Genomic DNA, 17,848 nt, shown 5'->3' with positions numbered 1-17,848 from the left:
CAAAGCGAGCAGGTGGGGCAAAGTGAATCAGACAGATAGAGTGCGACATTGTGTGATTTATCGACATTTTAGTCGTAATTCAAATTTGGCAAAAAAAATGACGCAAACGGTTGCTTTTGGTGTTACATCACAAAAACAATTGCTATATAATGCGCTCGCAACGAAGAGGTGGCATCGGCATAGGTTTGAAAAACCTTCGGGAATAGCTTCGAAGAAAACAGTATAACCCACTGAATTTATTCCAATATCACCTTAATCACTTGCAATAAGAGACCTAAGCACATGAGAATTTTGCGTGGCTCCCCAGCTCTTTCTGAGTTTCGTGTTAATAAACTACTGGAACTTTGTCGTGAACAAGATCTGCCTGTCACTGGCATTTACGCTGAGTTCATGCACTTTGCGGATCTAAAGTCTGACCTTGATGCTCAAGAGTTGGAAAAACTGGAAAAATTGCTGACTTACGGTCCAACGATCGAAGAGCATGAGCCAGAAGGTCTTCTACTTCTTGTTACGCCTCGTCCGGGCACTATTTCGCCTTGGTCTTCTAAATCTACTGATATCGCAATCAACTGTGGTCTAGACAAAGTAAAACGTCTTGAACGCGGCACTGCATACTACGTAGAGACATCGACTCCTCTTAACGATGCTCAAATTGCTGATGTAAAAGCACTCATCCATGATCGCATGATGGAAGTGACATTTACTGAGTTTGATGCAGCAAATGCGTTATTCCAAGCGGCGGAACCTGCTCCTGTAGCAGATGTTGATCTATTAAAAGGCGGTCGTGCTGCGCTTGAAAACGCAAACGTTACCCTAGGTCTTGCACTTGCAGATGATGAAATCGAATACCTTTACGATGCGTTTGTAAATAAGCTAGAGCGCAATCCGACTGACATTGAGCTAATGATGTTTGCACAGGCGAACTCAGAGCACTGTCGTCACAAGATCTTCAATGCAGACTGGACTATCGACGGCGTTAAGCAAGAGAAGTCTCTGTTCAAGATGATCAAGAACACATTCGAAACCACGCCAGAAAACGTGCTGTCTGCATACAAAGATAACGCAGCGGTAATGGTAGGTTCGGATGTGGGTCGCTTCTTCCCGAACCCAGAAACTCGCCAATACGGTTACAATCAAGAGAAAGCACATATCCTAATGAAGGTGGAAACGCACAACCACCCAACAGCTATTTCTCCTTGGCCGGGTGCTTCTACAGGTTCAGGCGGTGAAATCCGCGACGAAGGCGCGACTGGTATTGGTGGTAAGCCAAAAGCAGGTCTTGTTGGTTTCACAACATCTAACCTACGTATTCCTGGTTTTGAACAGCCATGGGAAACAGATTTCGGTAAGCCAGGTCGCATCGTTAACGCTCTAGACATCATGCTAGAAGGTCCACTTGGTGGCGCTGCGTTCAACAACGAATTTGGTCGTCCAAACCTACTTGGTTACTTCCGTACTTACGAAGAGAAAGTTAACTCACACGCAGGTGAAGAGGTTCGTGGTTACCACAAGCCAATCATGATTGCTGGTGGTATGGGTAACATTCGTGACGAGCACGTTCAGAAGAAAGAGATCCCAGTAGGTGCAAGCCTAATCGTACTTGGTGGTCCTGCAATGAACATCGGCCTTGGTGGCGGTGCTGCATCTTCAATGGCATCTGGTCAATCAGCAGAAGACCTAGATTTCGCTTCAGTACAGCGTGAAAACCCAGAGATGGAGCGTCGCTGTCAGGAAGTGATCGACCGTTGTTGGCAACTTGGTGATGCTAACCCTATCGCATTTATCCACGATGTGGGTGCGGGCGGTATCTCTAACGCACTTCCAGAGCTTGTAGACGATGGCGAGCGTGGTGGTATCTTCCAACTGCGTGACGTACCAAATGACGAGCCGGGCATGAGCCCACTTGAGATCTGGTGTAACGAATCTCAAGAGCGTTACGTAATGGCAGTTGCGCCAGAGAACATGGAAGTATTCGATGCGATCTGTAAGCGTGAACGTGCACCATACGCAGTTGTTGGTATCGCAACAGAAGAGCGTGAGCTTAAACTTGAAGATTCACATTTCGAGAACACGCCAATTGACATGCCAATGGATGTGCTTCTTGGTAAGACACCTAAGATGCACCGTGATGCGAAAACGCTAAAAGCGAACAACCCAGCGGTTAACCGTGATGGTATCGAGCTAAACGAAGCAGTGGATCGCGTTCTACGTCTTCCAACGGTTGCAGAAAAAACATTCCTAATCACTATCGGTGACCGCACGGTGACTGGTCTTGTTGCGCGTGACCAAATGGTTGGCCCTTGGCAGGTTCCAGTAGCAAACTGCGCGGTAACCGCAGCAAGCTACGACACTTACCACGGCGAAGCAATGTCGATGGGTGAGCGTACGCCAGTTGCTCTACTAGACTTCGGTGCTTCGGCTCGTCTAGCGGTTGGTGAAGCAATCACAAACATCGCTGCGACAAACATCGGTGATATCAAACACATTAAACTGTCTGCAAACTGGATGTCTCCAGCTGGCCACCCGGGCGAAGACGCAGGTCTTTACGAAGCGGTTAAAGCGGTGGGTGAAGAGCTATGTCCAGCACTTGGTCTGACTATCCCTGTGGGTAAAGACTCAATGTCGATGAAGACTAAGTGGGAAGAGAATGGCGAGCAGAAAGAAGTAACGTCTCCGCTATCTCTAATCATCACTGCGTTTGCTCGTGTTGAAGATGTTCGTAAAACAATCACACCTCAGCTTCGCACAGATAAAGGCAATACTAGCCTTGTCCTAATCGACCTAGGTAACGGTCAAAACCGTCTAGGTGCAACGGCTCTAGCACAGGTTTACAAGCAGCTTGGTGATAAGCCAGCAGACGTAGATAACTCAGCACAGCTAAAAGGTTTCTACGAAGGCGTTCAAACTCTAGTTGCGAACGATCAAGTTGTGGCTTACCACGATAAAGGTGATGGCGGTCTATTCGTTACTTTAGCTGAGATGGCATTCGCAGGTCACTGTGGCGTTAAAGCTGACATCGCTGACCTAGGTGATGATGCTCTAGCAGCACTATTCAACGAAGAGCTAGGTGCGGTACTTCAGGTTAAGAACGAAGATTTAGACGCTGTACTTTCAACGCTAGCAGCAAACGGCCTTGAAGCATGTTCGCACGTTATCGGCTCTGTAGAAGCATCTGATGAGCTAGTGATTACTTCTGGTGAGACAGTAGTTCTTGAGCGTAACCGCACTGAACTACGTACTATCTGGGCTGAGACAACGCATAAGATGCAAGGTCTACGTGATAACCCAGCATGTGCTGACCAAGAGCATGAAGCGAAGAAAGACAATTCTGACCCAGGTCTGAACGTTAAGCTAAGCTTCGATGTAAATGAAGACATCGCAGCGCCATATATCGCGAAAGGCGCTAAGCCTAAGATGGCAATTCTGCGTGAGCAGGGCGTTAACTCTCACGTTGAGATGGCCGCAGCCTTTGACCGTGCAGGCTTTGAAGCAACAGATATCCACATGAGCGACATCCTAACCGGTCAAGCGGTTCTAGAAGAGTACCAGGGCTTAGTTGCTTGTGGTGGCTTCTCTTACGGTGACGTACTTGGTGCGGGTGAAGGTTGGGCTAAGTCTATCCTGTTCAATGAGCAAGCTCGCAACCAGTTTGAAGGTTTCTTCCAGCGTGAAGATACGTTCTCTCTAGGTGTATGTAACGGCTGTCAGATGCTATCGAACCTGAAAGAGCTAATCCCAGGTGCAGACCTGTGGCCACGCTTCGTTCGTAACGAATCTGAGCGTTTCGAAGCTCGTTTCAGCCTAGTTGAAGTTCAGAAGTCTGACTCTGTATTCTTCGACGGCATGGCAGGTTCTCGTATGCCTATCGCAGTGTCTCACGGTGAAGGTCGCGTAGAAGTACGTGATGCTGACCACCTAGCGGCGATTGAAGCTTCAGGTACGGTTGCCGTTCGCTACGTGGATAACCACGGTAACCCAACGCAGCAATATCCGAACAACCCGAACGGTTCGCCAAACGCAATCACGGGTCTAACGACTCAAGATGGCCGCGTAACTATCATGATGCCGCACCCAGAGCGTGTATTCCGTACAGTTGCGAACTCATGGTCTCCAGAAGGTTGGGGTGAGAATGGCGCTTGGATGCGTATGTTCCAAAACGCACGTAAGAACATCGGCTAATCACGGCATAGTTCGCCTACATTAACGAAATTGATAAGCGCTGGTTGAGAGACTGGCGCTTTCTTTATTTAGGAGTACCGAGAACGGACTTCATCCTATAGGACGGCGCGTTTCGAGGGTCGGGAAAAATAGCGGCGTCATTTCCTAGACTGACGAAGGAAGGAGTAGGAAATCTCTTTTGAACAATGAATAGGGAGAGATCCCCAACTCACTCGTGCCTTGTTTTTGAGGATGACGATTAAATTGCGTTGGACTCATAAGGTGTTGACAGTATTAACCCCTAAATAGACAAAATGAAATCGTCTCCCGTCTCCCGTCTCCCGTCTCCCGTCTCCCGTCTCCCGTCTCCCGTCTCCCGTCTCCCGTCTCCCGTCTCCCGTCTCCCGTCTCCCGTCTCCCGTCTCCCGTCTCCCGTCTCCCGTCTCCCGTCTCCCGTCTCCCGTCTCCCGTCTCCCGTCTCCCGTCTCCCGTCTCCAGTCTCCCGTAAAAAACTTGCAGCGTTTCGGTAACTTTTATGCTCTAATACCGCGCTTACCAAGGGATGGTGTTAAACAGCTCAGCTTAGATGGAGTTATCAAGTTGACCGAATCCCTGATTAATCCCTTAGGAAATGAAAGAAATGGCTAAAAATCCAAAATTTGCTATCCGCGTAACTGAAAAACGTAACGGTTGGAGCGCAGAGATCACTCGTCAGGTGACTTCTCGTAAAGTAGTGGTATCAAAACGTGAAACAGGTTTTGACAGCGAAGAGAAAGCACAAGCTTGGGCTGAGCAGGAACTAGCGGGTTTTGTACAAAACCAAGTAGTTCGTAACGAGCGTAAAGCAGTACAACGTCAAGAGCGTGAAGCAGAGCAACTAGCGGCAAAAGTTCGCAAAGAAGAAGCTCGTCAAGCTCGTGAAGCAGACGCTGACGAAGAATAATCGCAGTGTGCTTGATGGTTGAATACCATCGACTATGAATTTGAAAATGCCCCGAGGTTATCTCGGGGCATTTTTATTTGCGTCGTTATAAGCAGTCAGAAGAAACTGAGAACTTCACTGAACTGCCCGATGACGCGGTATTGTAGATATGATCTTTGCGCAGCTTTTTCGGCGTGTGAACAGGCTGTAAATCAATGTGGTGTAACCCGTCTGATAGATTGTTTGCCACACCGTAGTCGTAATCTTTTGCTTCGGTAACCTCTCCTTTGGCGTACTGACAATCTCTAGATGTTTGGTCGTCTTTCCACACAATTGTGTCTGCTTTAGCATCAAGATCTAAGTTCTTCGCAACGGGAGCTGAGTAATGATCTTCTTGCGATAAATTATTGCTTTGTTGTTCTAAATATTGAGTGAGGTTCTGTTGTGCTAGACAGGGCGTAACAACGCAGGACAGGCTTATTGCAACAAGCGTTGTTTTTGCTTTTGGTGTTCTTGTCATATTTTTCATCGGCGAACGTACTAAAAATGGCTTTGAGTAAAAATAAAAACTCGGAGCAAGCGGTTACTCCGAGTTTGGCTAGATTGCTATTGGTTGGTGAGTATCGAATTAGTACTGGTAAGTCAGATTCAATTTCACTTCTCGGCCAGGAGAAGGCACACCATTCGACAAGTAAGCTTCGTAATAACGATCAGTTAGGTTGTTGATGACTGCTCCGACACTTAGACCTTTAACTTGTTGTACGTCCCAGACAACGTAAGCATTTTGTAATGTGTACTGCTCGCTTGGTGATTTGACTTTTAGGTTGTCACCTTCCGCTTTGGTTTTCGTTTGTGCATCGTACCAACGGACTTCCCAACCTGTTCTCAGCCCCGGAATCCACTCGTAGCCCAACCCAAGGTTAATATTCAGAGGTGGTACATCTGGGTAGTCATCATCAGAGCCCGTAGAGTCTGATAGGCTGCCTTTGTTTTTACCGCGAATGTAACTTGCTGAGAAATCAGAATAGAAATCTGCGATGCGGTATTGCGAAATCAACTCGAAGCCGTAGTTTTTGAAGCCATCCAGGTTTGTGCTCCAACTTTGAATATCACCGCTGTCTTTATCTAAGTTTTCACCAGTTCGGATATCAACAGTGTCACTCACATCGTTGTAGAACAATGTCAGTTCTGTTGCGAGGTTGTCGCGCTCGCTAACCAATCCTTTGGTCAAATTAATCACACTGGCTTGATAAGCATGAATACGAGAAACATCGAGATCGCGTGCCGTAGCTGTGGCTGTTGCTCGAGCATATTGCACAGAGTAAATGTTATCGACGGTTGGAGCTTTTAAGGCGTAGGCATAAGAGAAGTTCAAACGAGTATTGTTGGTCGCGTCAAAATCGACATCCAAACGTGGACTAAAGCCGTTATGGCTTGTTTCACTGTAATCATGGCCTGCTGTTGGATCATTGTAATCTGGCGCCGCGTTACCTTTACCTTCGCTCGTGATGTACTCATAACGCAGAGAAGGGGTAATCGTCAGGCGGTCGGTTGCTTGATAGTGGTCAGCAATGTAGGCCGCATAAATAGACTGAGTGCCCGATGGTTCGTAGTACGGAGTATACCAACCGTAGTTTTTTGCTTCTTTATCATCATAAGAAGCGTTAAATACCAAGGAGTCGCGATCCGTTTTTTGGTACTGAAGTCCTGTAACTAGTGTGTGGTCACCAAGTTGAGCTTGGTTGAATACGTCGATGTAATCTCGTTGATAGCTCAACCAAGATTCGTGGCCGTAGCTGCCAACTGAGACGAACATTTTCTCGAAAGCGATATCAGGACGAACCCAGTGGCGGTCATTCTCCGAGCGAGCCAATTTGATATTGAAATCAATATAAGGGTTGGTTGGCATGTAATGGTAGGAGATAGTTGTCGTATTGTCTTTGTATTCGTTGTAGACCGTGTAAGCGTATTGCGCTTTTTCTAACGAGCCATATTTTTTGATGTTGTAATCCGAAATGGTTGGCATTTGACCACGACGGTTAGCCCATGGTTTACGACCTTCATCTTGGTAGCGTGTATGGCTGATTTCAAATTCGTGGTCATCATTTTCATAGCCAACTTTTACGAGCATGTTCTCTTGCTCGTAACCCGAGTAATCCAGAGTCTCACCGCCGCCGACTTTAATATCGTCGGAATCTTTTACTGAGCCGTTAGCTAGGAAGTAGAAGCCAGCATCATTTTTGCCATAAAGGGAGAGTGTGTATGAGTTCTCATCGCCATTGTTGTTATAACCCGTTGACGCACGAACGCCGAAGTTGCGATCGCCGTCGAGCAAGTCATCAACGCTTTTGGTTTTGATTCGGATAGACCCACCAAATTTGCCGTTTAGCGCGCGGTAGTCGTGCGCACCTTTGATGATTTTCGCTTCACCAATCAAGAAGGGGTCAAAGAAGAAGGTGCCGTAACGGTATTGTTGGAAACCTATTGGAGCGCCATCAACGAATACGGCGATGTCACTAGGGTCGTCAAAACCACGAATGTTAATACGCTCACCACCAGAACGAGCACCTCCGTCAAGCGTGGCACCAGGTACGGCGTCAATCATTGCTGCAAAGTTAGAGTATTGCTGCTCTTCGATTTGGGTCCAATCAATGATGGTTTCAGCAGGTTCTGCGACGGTAATCGGTTTGGCGTAGTGGACACCAATGACTTCGAGTTCTTCGTCGGCGTTTTCCGCTGCATGGAGAGAAAGTGAGTTGAGCACTGCGAGCGAGACAAGGCTTACTTTTAAGCGATGGGTCGATAATCGTTTCATATTCATTTGTTATAGTAATTTGAGAGGCGAGGATTATATGAATGCTGAAAAGATTAATAAATGATAATGAGATTAATTATCAATGATGAAATTTGGTCTTCCTGTAAACTTTTATACCCACTATTTGACGGTAAATTGGATTGTTGTTTGGTTTTTGGTCTGCTGGATAGTGAGAGTGTCTATTTTTACGACAAAAGAAAGCCCAGAGATGAAATCTGGGCTTGGAAGTTGGTTTCTGCTAGTTCGCAATTATTGTTGCGTTTCTAGTGGGATTTGCCCCGTCGTCACTTGGTCGACATCGAACTCAGTTAGCTCTTCAATATAGCTTTCTACCGTTTGCTCAACCATGTCATCATCTTGCTTGAAGTAAGCGATGTGGAAGATTGCATCACCTTCGTTAACCAGTGGCAGTGTTTGCTGGCCAATAACGATACCGCCTTTTGGTGCCAACAGCTCTAGTTCGTCATGACCTAAAGGCGAGCTGATGTAAGCGAGAGTCTCGCCTTCTTCTACTTTATCACCCAAGTTCACAACCGTACGTAGGATACCGTTGCCCGATGCTCGAACCCAGCTGGTGGATTTTGCGATGATTGGCTCTGGTAGTTTTTTGCGGCTCGCGCGTAGCATGCCGATAGCCTGCATTACACGTTGCACACCTAGTACACCTGCACTGATCGACAATGGGTCAAAGCGCAGAGCTTCACCCGCTTCGTAAGTCAGTACTGGGATATCGCACTTTTCCGCTTCACTACGAAGAGAGCCGTCACGTAGAGCTGAGTCTACGATCACTGGTGTCGCAAATGCTTTTGCAATGCGTAGTGTTTCTGGGTTGCTCAAGTTCGCACGGATCTGAGGTAGGTTAGTACGGTGAATCGCACCCGTGTGAAGATCCAAAATATAGTCACAACGCTTGGCGATGTTATTGAAGAAGCCATGCGCCATGCGTGATGCCAATGCGCCTTTCTCACTGCCCGGGAAGCAGCGGTTTAGGTCGCGACGGTCTGGAAGGTAGCGCGACTTATGGATAAAGCCAAACACGTTGACGATAGGAACCGCAATCACCGTGCCTTTTAGTTTGGCTGGATCCAATTGGTTGATCATCTGACGAACGATCTCTACGCCATTAAGCTCATCACCATGGATCGCTGCATTTACCATTAAAACAGGGCCTTCCTGTTTACCGTGGATAATTTCCACAGGAATAGAAAGAGGCGAGTGCGTGTAAAGCTGTGCCGCTTCAAATTCGGTTTCTAGTCGTTGTCCTGGTTGTACTTGGTGCCCGAGCAGCTCAAATACTTTGCTTTTTTTACTTCTGGCCATAAACCATCTCTGTCAAATACGTTAGCAACAATGTAACAACTGGTTCAAAATCACACTAATCATTCTTCTTGATGTGACGAACAATAATTTTTATTGAAAAGATCAAAAATTCACCGAATGTATGGCTTGTGTAAGTTTATTGGGTGAAATCTAGTATCGATTGAGTAGCCTTGCCTTGGTTTTTGATGCGTTACATTCATAAAAAAAATAAGGCTGTGTTAAATTTAATACTAATATTTTTTTGGCGAAAAACTGTCTTTTACCTCTTGTTTTTATCCGCTACTATCCCCGCCGAATTTTTGACCTAATACTATTTAACTAGAGGTTTTAATGAAAAAGGCGATCGCTAAAATTGGCGCACTGACTGCAGTAGCAGTTTCTCTTTCTGGCTGTGTAGGCAGCAACGCAGTAACGGGTTACGTTATGGGCTTCAACTTGAAAGCCGTTGATAACCGTTACGCTCGTGGTGGTCTAAACATGCTAATGGCGCCAGTTTACGGTGTTGCGATTGCGGCTGACTACATTGTGTTCAACTCGCTAGAGTTCTGGACTGGTAAAAACCCGCTAAACGGTAAGCCACACATCTTTGACAAGAAGATGGATACTTACATCGACGTAAACCACCAGTTAGATAAGTCTCTAACGACAGCTCCTGTTGGTCCTATTACGAATAACCGTGTTATCGAACAAGGTCAAATGCAACAGATCGACGAAAACACAGTTCAAATGGACATCACTTACAACAACGGTGAAAAAGCGACACTAATGGGTGTTCGTGAAGGTGAGTTTGTTACTTACTACATCGATGGTGAAGTTGTTGCTAAGACTTCTATGGATGAGCTAGCGTCATACGCGCAAACTCGTGCATAAGTTGCGACTTTTCTGAGCTCGCAATAAAAAAGGGTGCCTCGGCACCCTTTTTCGTATTTATCGTATCTGGTTAGGATTACGCTTTTTCTGGAATTGCTTCTAGAAGTGCAACCATTTGATCCCAGAACAGCTGAACGGTATCAATCTTCACTTTCTCATCTGGAGAGTGCGGGAACTTGATGGTTGGACCGAAAGAAACCATATCCATGTTTGGGTAAGGTTCTTTGAATAGACCACACTCAAGACCTGCGTGAATAACCATGATGTTTGGTTTGTGACCGTAGATGCCTTCGTACATATCACGGAAGATAGCCATGATTTCAGAATCCGCATCTGGTTTCCAACCTGGGTAAGCACCAGAGAATTCGATTTGTGCGCCTGCAAGTTCAGCTACAGACTGAAGCATGCCTTCAACTTGACTACGACCTGAGTCGATCAGTGAGCGAATTAGGCAAAGTACGGTTACTTTGTTCTCTTCTGTTGTGATAACACCAACGTTAAGTGACGTTTCAACCACACCTTCAACTTCGTCACTCATGCGCATTACGCCGTTTGGACACGCGTTAAGCGCCGCGATGAAACGTTGTTGATCTGCAACTGCAAATACTTGTGCGTCAGTCGCGAACTCTTCATTGAAAGTCATAATGTCAGTTTCAACTTTACCAAGCTCAGTTTTTAGTAGCTCAGTGTAGTAGTTGAACAATTCCGCTAACTTATCTTGGTTTTCTGCTGGTAGAGCAACCGTAACGAATGCTTCACGAGGAATAGCGTTACGTAGGCTGCCACCACGGAACTCAACAAGACGAAGATCCAACTCTTGTGCGTGACCAGCAAGGAAACGACCAATCAGTTTGTTTGCGTTGCCACGACCTGTGTGGATATCACAGCCAGAGTGACCACCTTTAAGGCCTTTTAGTGTTAGCTGACGAGTAACAAAGCCTGCTGGAGTGGCATCGCGAGTGATGTCGAATGTCATTGCGCCGTCGATACCGCCAGCACAACCCATGTAGACTTCGCCTTCTTGCTCTGAGTCCGTGTTTAGAAGGATATCGCCTTCTAGCCAACCTTCTTCAAGGCCAAATGCGCCAGTCATGCCTGCTTCTTCATCAATCGTTAGCAGCACTTCGATAGGGCCGTGTTTGATTTCAGTAGAAGCAAGAACCGCAAGACAAGAAGCCATACCGATGCCGTTGTCTGCACCAAGTGTTGTGCCTTTTGCGGTTACCCATTCGCCATCGATGTATGGCTGGATAGGATCTTTTGTGAAGTCGTGATCAGTATCTTCATTCTTTTGCGGCACCATGTCGATGTGCGCTTGAAGAACCACGCCTTTCTTGTTTTCCATGCCAGGAGTAGCAGGCTTCTTAATGAACACGTTGCCAGTTGGATCGCGGCGTACGTCAAAACCTTGCTCTGTTGCCCAAGTAACAATGTACTGAGCTAGCGCCTCTTCATGTTTTGAAGGGTGAGGAATTGAACAAATCTTATCGAAAAACTGCCAGAGTGGAGTAGGTGATAAGGTACTGATTTCAGAATGGAATTCAGACACGGAAGACTCCTTTTGATGTGCTTTGCCAAATTTAAACCGTAAATTTAATGAGTGTTTAGCAGTAAATGCTAATCGGTATTGGCTTGAAATTGCCATCAGCATACCACCACAAAAGCCGTTCTAGTAGTTGTGGTGAAAAGGATTTGCCCTAGAACTGTCACAGATTATGAACACAATGCAATACACTAATGCAACGCACTTAGTATGAATTGAAAGTTTGGCTATTTTTTAATTTACTAAACTGTAATTTAATTACAGTTAATTCTTGATGAAGATCAATTTATCAATGTTTTGTGATTTTGGTCACTAAAATGCTTGTAATTAAATTTCTTGGTGGTATATTTGTAACCAGCTTCTGAGAGAAGAATGAAATGCTCAAAGGATGAGTCCGTTTATCGCCTCCAAGGAACCGAGAAATCAACCAAATTAACAGTATTAATTGATTTAGAAGGTGATATTTATGAAAGGTTTACCAAGTGCAATGTTCTGGAACAGCAAATCTGTTTACACCGGTAACTTTGTATACCCAACAAGCTTTGGTTACTAATTGAAGCCAACGCATGTGACTCGAACAAATTTGTTCACCCCTATAAATTGGAATTTTTTTTCAGTGCATAGTGCTGACATGATTCACCGCCACTCAAATTGAGTGGCGTTTTTTTATCTGCAATTCCAAACTTCGGCTACTTTCTCGCCACCAAGCTCGCATTCTACTACTGCTTCTTCCACATATTTCATTTCCTGACCAATTCTGTGGGTGTTTTACGTCCAAAACCTCGGGTTTGCGTTTGAAAGTTTAATACATTGTTCAGTTTGTACACGTTGGACTGCACAGAACATAACTCTGTTAGTCGTTGTTTTCTAAGGCCTAAATTTTTAGCCTGTTTAAAACACTAGCGGATAGGTTTCATATCCGAAGAAAAAAATCCTATTAGAGTGAAAATTCTATCTGGAATTTGTTATTTGATAACTTTATAATTCGAGCCAATCGATTACGCAACCGTTTACTTTTTACCTTTTACAGGATTCGATCATGCTCGAAAGGCTCTTTAAACTTAGTGAAAATGGCACCAACGTGCGCACTGAGATCATCGCAGGTATCACTACCTTCCTAACTATGGCTTACATCATCTTTGTAAACCCAGCTATCCTTGCAGATACTGGTATGGATCGTGGTGCCGTGTTCGTTGCGACGTGTCTTGCTGCAGCTATTGGCTGTTTCATCATGGGCTTAGTAGCAAACTACCCAATCGCTCAGGCGCCTGGTATGGGCCTAAACGCGTTCTTTACCTACTCTGTTGTGTTGGGTATGGGTTACACGTGGCAAGTAGCGCTAGCAGCAGTATTTGTTTCTGGTCTGTTATTCATTGTCTTGAGTGTGTTCAAGATCCGTGAGTGGATCATCAACTCAATTCCACTTTCTCTTCGTACAGGTATCTCTGCAGGTATCGGTCTTTTCCTTGCGTTCATCGCACTGAAAAACGCAGGCATCGTAGTAGATAACCCAGCAACGCTAGTTTCAATGGGTAACATCACTTCGCTACCATCTGTACTTGCGGCTATTGGCTTCTTTATGACTATCGCGCTGGTTCACCGTGGTGTGAAAGGTGCGGTTATGATTGCCATTTTGGGTGTGACAATTCTTGGTCTTATCTTTGGTGACGTTCAATGGGGCGGCATCATGTCTACACCACCAAGCATTGCACCAACCTTCATGCAGCTAGACTTCTCTGGTCTGTTCGAAGTTGGCATGATCTCGGTAGTATTTGCTTTCCTATTCGTTGACTTGTTCGACACTGCAGGCACGCTAGTTGGCGTTTCACAAAAAGCAGGTCTAACTGACGAGAACGGTAACATTCCACGTCTAAACAAAGCGCTACTTGCTGACTCAACAGCAACATCAGTAGGTGCTCTACTAGGTACATCTAACACGACGTCATACATTGAGAGTGTTTCTGGTGTAGCAGCAGGCGGTCGTACTGGTCTAACAGCTGTGGTTGTTGGCGTATTGTTCCTTCTAGCTCTGTTGTTCTCGCCACTAGCAGGTATGATTCCAGCTTACGCAACATCTGGTGCGCTGTTCTACGTAGCGATCCTAATGCTTTCTGGTCTTGTTGGTATCGACTGGCGTGACCTAACAGAAGCTGCACCAGTTGTGGTTACTTGTTTGGTAATGCCTCTTACTTTCTCGATTGCAGAAGGTATCACGCTAGGTTTCATCGCTTACGCTGCTATCAAACTGTTCAGTGGCAAAGGCCGTGAAGTATCGATGAGTGTGTGGGTGATGTCTGCTATCTTCATCGTGAAATACATGGTCGGTTAATTCCAACGATTGAAAAAAGCCAGTGCGAGCTTGAGTTCGCACTGGCTTTTTGTTTGTGGGGGATTTGTATTCAAATTCATCCACTTTTCGAATTTGTATTGTTCACCGAACTCGGTTTTTCTGCGGAATTGGCGGAGAATTTTGATATCAGCGTTGGTATTAGCCATGGGTTTCGGTAGAATAATCGTTTGCGCAGCTTGAAACCCCCATTTCCTCTGGTGTGGAAAGTTTAGTTTGTTGAGTCCAATTCAGCGCCAACAGCTAGATAGAGGGATGCATATTTTGAAATTATTAGGTTATTACAATGAGTAAAAAATTCATTATCACTTGGGATGCGATGCAGTCTTACTGCCGTGAACTGGCTGAGAAACAAATGCCAGCTGAGCAATGGAAAGGTATTTGGGCGGTAAGCCGTGGTGGTCTAGTTCCTGGTGCAATCCTAGCGCGTGAACTGGGTATTCGTCACGTTGATACTATTTGTATCTCTAGCTACGACCACGATCACCAGCGTGATATGACAGTAGTTAAAGCACCAGAAGGTGACGGCGAAGGTTTCCTAATCGTTGAAGACCTAGTAGATAGCGGTGACACAGCACGCAAGCTACGTGAAATGTACCCGAAAGCGAAACTTATCGCAGTATGTGCTAAGCCTGCAGGTGTTGAGCTACTAGATGATTACGTAGTAGACATCGCTCAAGACACTTGGATCGAGCAACCTTGGGATATGTCTATCCAGTTTGCTGAGCCAGTGAACCGTAAGCAAAAATAAGTTTGCACTAAGAATATTGAGAAATGCCCCTTTATAGGGGCATTTTTTTTATTATTATTACGCTATCGCAACCAGCCTAGAGTTCTTCCTATGCCAGAAGACGTCAGTAAAAACCTCTCCGAAACTTTGTTTGTAAAACACAAGCAAGCGAAAGAAACTTCCGCACTTACTCAGTACATGCCGACCAGTCAAAAGATTCTTGATGAGCGAGAAGAGCATGGCGACCGTGCTTGGTATCGCCACTTAAGACGCCTTCAATGGGCGTGGCAAGGTTTGTCACCAATCGAAATGGAAAGTGTTCTGTCTAAGATTGCGTCGTCCAAGCATTCGCGTACCGAAGACCAGTGGCTCGACACTGTCATGGGCTACCACAGCGGCAACTGGACGTTTGAATGGATCAAACTGGGCATGGAACACCAGCGTCGTGCGGGTGAAATGAAGGGAGAAGAGGCTGCTGATGAACTGTTTACGGCATCACTGTGCTTCAGTATTGCGGGCTACCCACATTTAAAGAACGACAACTTAGCGGCTCAAGCTCAAGTGTTGGCAAACAAAGCTTATACCGAAGGTTCTGAGAAAACTCAGTACGTTATTAAGCAGATTGAAGTGCCTTACCAAAAGCGTAAGATCATCGCGAACTTACACCTGCCACGCACAGATAAACAACTTCCTGTTGTCATGGTCAGTGCGGGACTGGATAGCTTGCAAACCGACATGTGGCGTTTGTTCCGTAATCACCTTGCGCCAAAAGACATTGCGATGTTGACCATTGATATGCCATCGGTCGGTCACAGCTCGCATTGGCCTTTAACGGAAGACTCAAGCTGTCTGCACCAAGCAGTACTCAATGAGCTGTTCTCTTTACCTTGGGTTGATCATCATAAGGTGGGTTTGATTGGTTTCCGCTTCGGCGGCAATGCGATGATTCGTCTTTCTTTCGTTGAGCAAGAGAAGATCAAAGCGTGTGTAGCATTGGGTGCGCCGGTGCATGATCTGTTTACCTCGCCGAAGAAACTGCAGCAGATGCCGAAGATGTACCTAGATCTACTGGCGTCTCGTTTGGGTAAGAGCGCCGTGGACATCAATAGCATGGCAGGCCAGATGATGGCGTGGTCGTTGAAGGTACAAGGCTTTTTGAGCAGCCGCAAAACGAAGGTGCCAATTCTTGCGCTCAGCTTGGAAGGCGACCCTGTTTCACCGCATAGCGACAACCAGTTGGTTGCGCTGTTTAGCCAGTACGGACAAGCCAAGAAAATCAGTTCCAAGACAATTACAAAAGGTTATGAGCAATCCCTCGATTTAGCCATAAAGTGGTTGGAGGAGGAATTATTAAGATGACAAATCTCCTAATTTAGTTAAGAGTGATATAGATGAGCAAAAAATAAGCTCATGATAATTAAAAATAATAATCATTCTTGGATAGCTCAATATCCTTACTATGGAAACGGAGATTCTTATGTCAGAGACGACTCAAGGGCCGACTCACTTTCGCTTGATGTCAAAGTTGAAGGCGATAGGTCCTTACCTGCGCGAACCACAATCACAAGAAGGGCATTACTATTTTGACTGCCTATCTGTCTGTGTTGACGATAAAAAGTCACCAGAAAAACGTGAATTTTGGGGCTGGTGGATGGACTTGGAGTCCATTGAAGGTGGCTTTACGGCAAAATACCACATCGGTAAATACAACAAAGAAGGGGATTGGACCTCAGAACCATTGCCAGATAAGGTGACAGAAGAAGTGTACCTCACTCAGAGTACCTTCCATCAAAAGCTTATCGATACAGTGGCTGAGCATTTCAAACTGGAAGTGGAATATCACACAGAATCGTTTGATTTCGCCTAATTTGGCTGTTTTCTTCCTCTATAAGACAAAAAGGTGCGTTTTCGCACCTTTTCTGCTTGTTAAATCCCCATTTGATTGCTAAAACGTTCACTCTTTATTTGTTTTTCATTTCAGAAGACATCATGACAACGAATCAACAGAATGCAGTTATTTCACAACCACAAACCGTCGTTGTGAAACTGGGTACAAGTGTGCTGACAGGCGGCACTTTGGCGTTAGACCGTGCTCATATGGTAGAGCTGGCTCGTCAATGTGCTGAACTAAAGAAACAAGGCCATTCAGTAGTAATGGTTTCGTCTGGTGCAATTGCAGCAGGCCGTGAGCATCTTGGATACCCCGCACTGCCCAACGCGATGGCGAGCAAACAGTTGCTTGCAGCCGTTGGTCAAAGCCGCTTGATTCAAACATGGGAGTCTTTGTTTGGCATTTATGGCATCAAAATTGGTCAGATGTTGTTAACTCGTGCTGACTTGGATGATCGTGAGCGTTTCCTAAACGCACGTGACACCATCAATGCTCTGGTTGCAAACGACATTATTCCGATCGTGAACGAAAACGACGCAGTTGCGACAAACGAAATCAAGGTTGGTGACAACGATAACTTGTCTGCTTTGGTGGGGATTTTGTGTGGTGCAGACAAATTACTGCTTCTGACTGACCAAAAGGGCTTGTTTACCGCAGACCCGCGCAAAGATCCGAATGCTGAGCTGATCAAAGAAGTGAAAACCATCGATGATACTTTGCGTAAAATTGCAGGTGGTAGTGGCACCACGCTAGGTACAGGCGGTATGGCAACCAAACTTCAAGCGGCAGATATTGCTCGTCGTGCAGGTATTGAGGTCATTATCGCTGCGGGTAGTGCGCCAAATGTTATCTTCGATTCATTGAGTTCGGAGCCACAAGGCACACGTTTCTTACCTTGTTCAGAAGCACTAGAAAACCGTAAACGTTGGATCTTAGCTGGTCCTGCGGCATCGGGCGACATCATTATCGATGATGGTGCAGTGAACGCCGTTGTGGGTAAGGGCAGCAGCCTACTTGCAAAAGGCGTTGTAAAAGTCAGTGGTGATTTTGCTCGTGGTGAAGTTGCACGTGTGACAAACGCACAGGGTAAATTGGTTGCTCGTGGTATTAGCGCCTACTCAAGTGAAGACCTAGCCAAAATTGCCGGTAAGCACAGTAAAGACATCATCTCTATTTTGGGTCATGACTACGGCTCAGAAGTGATTCATCGCGATGATCTTGTCGTCATTCAAGAATAGATTGAGGGAAGCAA

General features: G+C 45.8%; 12 protein-coding genes. 8 read left to right on the top strand and 4 right to left on the bottom strand.

Annotated features, from left to right (window positions below; all coding sequences use genetic code 11):
- Positions 1–282: 282 nt before the first annotated feature.
- Both purL and A9237_RS05075 read left to right on the top strand, forming a co-directional pair.
- On the top strand, positions 283–4,179 hold the full coding sequence (gene purL, locus A9237_RS05085) for a phosphoribosylformylglycinamidine synthase (protein ID WP_078607785.1): 3,897 nt from the start codon (positions 283–285) through the stop codon (positions 4,177–4,179).
- A gap of 619 nt (positions 4,180–4,798) precedes the next feature.
- Positions 4,799–5,101 (top strand): DUF3622 domain-containing protein, encoded by a 303-nt coding sequence (locus A9237_RS05075; RefSeq protein WP_009705616.1) that lies wholly within the window; start codon positions 4,799–4,801, stop codon positions 5,099–5,101.
- Positions 5,102–5,186: 85 nt separating this feature from the next.
- Here A9237_RS05075 and A9237_RS05070 read toward each other — a convergent pair whose 3' ends face one another.
- From A9237_RS05070 to A9237_RS05060, 3 genes are all read right to left on the bottom strand, one after another.
- On the bottom strand, positions 5,187–5,600 hold the full coding sequence (locus tag A9237_RS05070; protein ID WP_078607784.1) for a hypothetical protein: 414 nt from the start codon (positions 5,598–5,600) through the stop codon (positions 5,187–5,189).
- 108 nt (positions 5,601–5,708) lie between these two features.
- Complete coding sequence (locus tag A9237_RS05065) at positions 5,709–7,895, bottom strand: TonB-dependent receptor domain-containing protein (RefSeq protein WP_078607783.1); 2,187 nt, start codon at positions 7,893–7,895, stop codon at positions 5,709–5,711.
- Between the two features lie 249 nt (positions 7,896–8,144).
- The gene (locus A9237_RS05060) at positions 8,145–9,215 is read right to left on the bottom strand and encodes a succinylglutamate desuccinylase/aspartoacylase family protein (RefSeq protein WP_005440211.1); all 1,071 of its coding nucleotides are present in this window, start codon (positions 9,213–9,215) and stop codon (positions 8,145–8,147) included.
- Positions 9,216–9,545: 330 nt separating this feature from the next.
- On the opposite strand from A9237_RS05060, the gene A9237_RS05055 reads away from it, so the two are divergent.
- A complete protein-coding gene (locus A9237_RS05055) occupies positions 9,546–10,085 on the top strand; it encodes a DUF3332 domain-containing protein (protein ID WP_005440209.1) in 540 nt (179 codons plus the stop codon).
- Positions 10,086–10,161: 76 nt separating this feature from the next.
- Here the strand turns inward: A9237_RS05055 and A9237_RS05050 are convergent, their stop codons facing one another.
- A complete protein-coding gene (locus A9237_RS05050; protein ID WP_078607782.1) occupies positions 10,162–11,634 on the bottom strand; it encodes an aminoacyl-histidine dipeptidase in 1,473 nt (490 codons plus the stop codon).
- Between the two features lie 1,033 nt (positions 11,635–12,667).
- Here A9237_RS05050 and A9237_RS05045 point away from each other — a divergent pair.
- The 5 genes from A9237_RS05045 (at position 12,668) to proB (ending at position 17,834) form a co-directional block, all read left to right on the top strand.
- The gene (locus A9237_RS05045; protein ID WP_005440204.1) at positions 12,668–13,957 is read left to right on the top strand and encodes an NCS2 family permease; all 1,290 of its coding nucleotides are present in this window, start codon (positions 12,668–12,670) and stop codon (positions 13,955–13,957) included.
- Between the two features lie 304 nt (positions 13,958–14,261).
- Positions 14,262–14,726 carry a xanthine phosphoribosyltransferase gene (gene gpt, locus A9237_RS05040; RefSeq protein ID WP_005440202.1) on the top strand — a complete coding sequence of 155 codons (465 nt, stop codon included), beginning with the start codon at positions 14,262–14,264 and terminating at the stop codon, positions 14,724–14,726.
- A 90-nt stretch (positions 14,727–14,816) separates the two neighbouring features.
- On the top strand, positions 14,817–16,064 hold the full coding sequence (gene frsA, locus A9237_RS05035) for an esterase FrsA (RefSeq protein WP_041060356.1): 1,248 nt from the start codon (positions 14,817–14,819) through the stop codon (positions 16,062–16,064).
- Between the two features lie 118 nt (positions 16,065–16,182).
- A complete protein-coding gene (crl, locus tag A9237_RS05030) occupies positions 16,183–16,572 on the top strand; it encodes a sigma factor-binding protein Crl (protein ID WP_009705620.1) in 390 nt (129 codons plus the stop codon).
- Between the two features lie 122 nt (positions 16,573–16,694).
- Entirely contained in the window at positions 16,695–17,834 is a 1,140-nt protein-coding gene (gene proB, locus A9237_RS05025; RefSeq protein WP_005440196.1) for a glutamate 5-kinase, read from the top strand.
- Positions 17,835–17,848 lie beyond the last annotated feature (14 nt).

Source organism: Vibrio owensii, from assembly GCF_002021755.1.
Lineage (GTDB): Bacteria > Pseudomonadota > Gammaproteobacteria > Enterobacterales > Vibrionaceae > Vibrio > Vibrio owensii.
Note: the sequence above shows the minus strand (reverse complement) of the source record. Positions and strands in the feature narration are given on the sequence as shown.